The sequence below is a fragment of the Bradyrhizobium sp. genome, assembly GCF_017881085.1.
Classification (GTDB): domain Bacteria; phylum Pseudomonadota; class Alphaproteobacteria; order Rhizobiales; family Xanthobacteraceae; genus Bradyrhizobium.
On record NZ_JADGRI010000388.1, the window covers coordinates 1 to 4,386 of the forward strand.

Genomic DNA, 4,386 nt, shown 5'->3' on the forward strand with positions numbered 1-4,386 from the left:
GAGAACATTCCGCTGCTGGAGAAGGGCGAACTCGATATCGCGCTGGTCGCCGGTGAACCCGCCTATGAAGCCTTCATGGGCATCGGGCGGCCGGCGACCCCGTTAAGAATCCTGACCGCGATCTATTCCAGCCCCGGCATGTTCGTGGTGCGCGCCGACAGCCCGTACAGGACCATTCGCGATCTCGTCGGCCAACCCGTGGCGTTCGGGGCGCGCGGCTCGGGCTTGCCGATCCTGTCGCGCTATATGCTCGATGGCATCGGGCTTAGGCAGGACGAGGATTTCAAGTCGATCTATCTGGATCGCGCCGGCGATGGCCCCGCGATGGTGCGGGACGGACGGGCTGCGGCGCTGTGGGGCGCCGGCATCGGCTGGCCCGGATTCAAGGCGGTGGCGGAGAGCCCCGGCGGCGCCCGCTTCATCGCGCCGGATCCGGAAGAGATCGTGCGGATCCGGGCCAAACACAGCTATCTCAAACCGCTGACGGTGCCGGCCGGCAGCTACCCGAACCAGACCGCGCCGATCCATTCGGTCGGCTCGTGGAGCTTTATTCTGGCGCGAGAAACGTTGCCTGATGATGTCGCCTATCACCTGGCGCGTACGCTGCACGGCGTCGAAACGACGTTCTGCAGGAAACTGGCGCAGGCCTGCGAAACCACGGCGGCGAACACGGTTGCGGCGGCGCCTGATGTCGCACTGATCCATCCCGGCGTGCTGAAATATTTCCGCGAGATCGGCGTGGCGAAGTAGCGAAGCGAATAGCGAATGGCGAGTAGCGAATAGAGAACGACTTGCTACTCGCTATTCGCCACTTACCCTTCGCCACTCGCTCACTTCACTTCTTCACCAGGGGACACGCCGGGTTCGGCGGCCCGAACGCATCCTCGCCGGAAATCTTCGCGAGGATCTTGTAATAGTCCCACGGATATTTCGACTCTTCCGGGCTCTTGACCTGCACCAGCATCAGGTCGTGCACCATCAGATTGTCCTCGCGCAGTGTGCCGTTGCGGGCGAAGAAATCCTCGATCGGCTTCTCGCGCATCTTCGCCGCCACCTTGAGCGGCTCGTCGGTGCCGCCTTCCTTGATCGCCTGCAGGTAGTGCATGACCGAGGAATAGACGCCGGCCTGCCACATCGTCGGCATCCGGTTCATCTTGGCGAAATAGCGCTTCGACCACTCGCGGGTCTTGTCGTCCATGTCCCAGTAGAACGACGTCGTCAGCAACAGTCCCTGGGCCGCCTTGAGGCCGAGCGAATGGATGTCGGTGATCAGGGCGAGCAGGGCGGCCATCTGCTGTCCGCCCTTCAGGACACCGAACTCGCCGGCGGTCTTGATCTCGTTGCCGTTGTTGGGCGGCCCGCCGGCGATGCCGATGATTTTTGCTTTCGAGGCCTGCGCCTGCAGGATAAACGAGGACAAATCGGGCGTCGCGAAGGGTGGCCGGACCGAGCCGATCACCTTGCCGCCGTTCTTGATCACCACTTCGGAAGCGTCCTTTTCCAGCGAATGCCCGAACGCATAATCGTCGGTGATGAAGAACCAGCTGTCGCCGCCGCGTTTCACCACTTCCTGCGCGGTGCCGACCGCGAGCGCGTGGGTGTCGAACACCCATTGCATCGCATAAGGCGAGCAGAACTTGCCGTGGAAGTCCGCAGCCCCCGTGGAGTGCGTGATGAACATCTTCTTCTTTTCGTTGGCGACGTTCTGGACCGCCAGCCCCACCGCCGATACCGGCACGTCCACGATCAGGTCGACCTGCTCGGTGTCGTACCAGCGCCGCGCGATGGCGGCGCCGATATCCGGCTTGAGTTGATGGTCGCCGACGAGCACGCTGATCGGCTTGCCCAGCACCGTGCCGCCGAAATCGTCCACCGCCATCTGCGCCGCGGTCACCGAGCCCTGGCCGGTCGGCGTGGAGGCCGGGCCGTTCATGTCGGTGAGAACGCCGATCTTGACCGCATCGTCGGAGACCTGCGCCAGCGCTGCCGGCGCCGACGACATCGCGGCGGCGAAGGCTGCGAGCATGGATAATGTTCTGGCTGAAGTCACGAATATCCTCCCGTTATGGTCCGGCGCATTGGCCGTATTGTTTGACCGGGAGCTTAGCCCAGCCGATGGAATTTCTTGCAATTAATTCGCAGTCCGCGTCAACGCGGCTAAGCATGATCCGGAAAAGTGGGAACCGGTTTTCCCTCGACGCGAAGCGTTTGCTCGGAGATCATGCTCAAGATGCGATCAAGCGGCGAAGCGGATCAAGCCGGAGGTCGCCGGGTCGTAACCGCTGAGCTCCGTGGCCCGCTGCTTCAGCCGTTTCTCGCGTAGAAAGCCGATCAGTGCCTGCATCGGCGGCTGGAAATAACTGCGCTGCCGCATCAGCAAGTCGAAATTTTCAAACAGCAGCGGGACGAAATCGAGCCCGGCCGATTTGGCCGCGGCGCGGGCGGCAATGCCGCAATCGGCCTTGCCGGAACGGATCGCGGTGGCGAGATCGGGACCGGTCAGACATGGCGGCTCGAGCCGGCGCAGCTCCTTGGGGCTTGCGCCGGCGCGCGTCAGCAGCGCCTCGAGCAGCATCTGTGCCCCTGCGCCGGGTTGCCTGACCGCCATTTTTGCGCGGGAGGCCAAAACATCGGCCAGGCTGTTGAGCTGTTTCGGATTGCCAGGCGCCACCAGCAGCCCCTGTTCGCGGCGTACCACCCCGACCAGCACGGCATCGTGCAGTCCCGGCATCGTGCGCACCGCCGCGACATTGGCGTCGTCGGCGGAGTCGTCGGGGATGGCGGGGCTGTGGAAATGCACGGCTGCGGCGATCACCTCGCCGCGGAGAAGCCGATCGACGCCGCGCGCGGTGCCTTCGGTCAGGGACGCGAGGCCGGAGCCGGATTCGCGTAACGCCCATTCCAAGAGATCGTCCTGGCTGCCGCCGACGATCGGCGGCGGTTCCGCTGTGATCATGCCATTGGGCCGGGCCAGCCCCGAAAGCACCCAGAGGTCCAGTTCGTGGCGCGGAAACAGCCACTTGCCCGTTACCTTGCTGCAGGGAATCGCGCCGACAGTGACCAATTCGTAGAGCTTGCGCTCGCCAAGCCGGAGATAATCGGCGGCCTCGCTGGTGGTCAGAAACTCCATCCTGCACTTTTATGCATATTTCTGCGCCTGTTCAACCAATTGACAGTTGTGGAATTCTTGCCGAACAGGACATGCGGAGGAAGCGATGTCCGACCAATTCAGCGCTTGGCAGCTGATCCTGAACGGCGATCCCGCGCTGTTTGCGATCGTGCGGCTGTCGCTCGCCGTCAGCCTGTCCGCGGTCGCGCTGGCCGCCCTGATCGGCATGCCGCTCGGCGCCCTGCTCGGGCTGACGCGCTTTCCCGGGCGCTCGGTGCTGGTGGTGCTGCTCAACGCGCTGATGGGGCTGCCGCCGGTGGTGGTCGGGCTTGCGGTCTATCTGCTGCTGTCGCGCTCCGGGCCGCTCGGGGCGTTCGGCATTCTGTTCACGCCGGCGGCCATGGTGATCGCCCAGACCATCCTGATCGTGCCGATCATCGCGGCGCCGACGCGCCAGACGGTCGAGGATCTCTGGGCCGAGTATCGCGATGAACTCACCGCGATGGATGTCAGCCCGGTCGGCCGCATGACGACCTTGCTGTGGGACGCGCGCTTCAGCCTTTTCACGGCCTTGCTGGCGGGGTTCGGGCGGGCTGCCGCCGAAGTCGGCGCGGTCATGATCGTCGGCGGCAATATCGACGGCTTTACCCGCACCATGACGACGGCGGTGGCGCTGGAGACCTCCAAGGGCAATCTGCCGCTGGCGATGGGACTGGGGCTCGTTCTGGTCGCCATCGTTCTGGCGATCAACACGGCCGCCTGGGGCACGCGGGTCTGGTCCGAACGGCGGGCCGGCTGACGATGCGGGCGCCGGCAAGCGATCTTCCCCTGGTTCTCGATGGCGTCTCGCTGCAGGCGGGCGCGACCATGATCCTCGACCGGCTGAACCTGAAAATCGTCCCGGGTGCGCCGACGCTCATCGTCGGACCGAACGGCGCGGGGAAGACCCGTTTGCTGCGGCTGTGCATGGGGCTCGATGCGCCGTCAGCCGGCCGCATCAGCTGGGGCGGCCGCACCGACCGCGCCATGACGCGCCGCGCGATCCTGTTTCAGCGTCCGGTGATGCTGCGCAGGACCGCCGCCGCCAATGTCGAATACGCGCTGGCGCAGGCAGGCTGCCCGCGCCGCGAGCGCGCCGGGCGCATTGCCGCATTGCTCGATCGCGTCGGGCTTTCCGATCTCGCGCAGCGGCCGGCGCGGCGGCTGTCCGGCGGCGAGCAGCAGCGGCTGGCGCTGGCCCGCGCACTGGCGCGCGATCCGGAAATTCTTTTGCTCGA

5 protein-coding genes are annotated in these 4,386 nt (G+C 65.3%); 3 read left to right on the forward strand and 2 right to left on the reverse strand.

Annotated elements, in window-relative coordinates; translation table 11 throughout:
- Window positions 1–750, forward strand: a 750-nt coding sequence (locus QZ213_RS25140; RefSeq protein ID WP_291688770.1) for a TAXI family TRAP transporter solute-binding subunit, incomplete at its 5' end; no start/stop codon positions are given.
- An 85-nt stretch (window positions 751–835) separates the two neighbouring features.
- Here the strand turns inward: QZ213_RS25140 and QZ213_RS25145 are convergent.
- Complete coding sequence (locus tag QZ213_RS25145) at window positions 836–2,026, reverse strand: ABC transporter substrate-binding protein (RefSeq protein ID WP_291688774.1); 1,191 nt, start codon at window positions 2,024–2,026, stop codon at window positions 836–838.
- A 210-nt stretch (window positions 2,027–2,236) separates the two neighbouring features.
- A complete protein-coding gene (locus QZ213_RS25150; protein ID WP_291688771.1) occupies window positions 2,237–3,130 on the reverse strand; it encodes a helix-turn-helix transcriptional regulator in 894 nt (297 codons plus the stop codon).
- Between the two features lie 85 nt (window positions 3,131–3,215).
- Here QZ213_RS25150 and QZ213_RS25155 point away from each other — a divergent pair, with 85 nt between their 5' ends.
- Window positions 3,216–3,908 carry an ABC transporter permease gene (locus QZ213_RS25155; RefSeq protein WP_291688772.1) on the forward strand — a complete coding sequence of 231 codons (693 nt, stop codon included), beginning with the start codon at window positions 3,216–3,218 and terminating at the stop codon, window positions 3,906–3,908.
- Between the two features lie 2 nt (window positions 3,909–3,910).
- On the forward strand, window positions 3,911–4,386 hold a 476-nt coding region (locus QZ213_RS25160), incomplete at its 3' end, for an ATP-binding cassette domain-containing protein (RefSeq protein WP_291688773.1).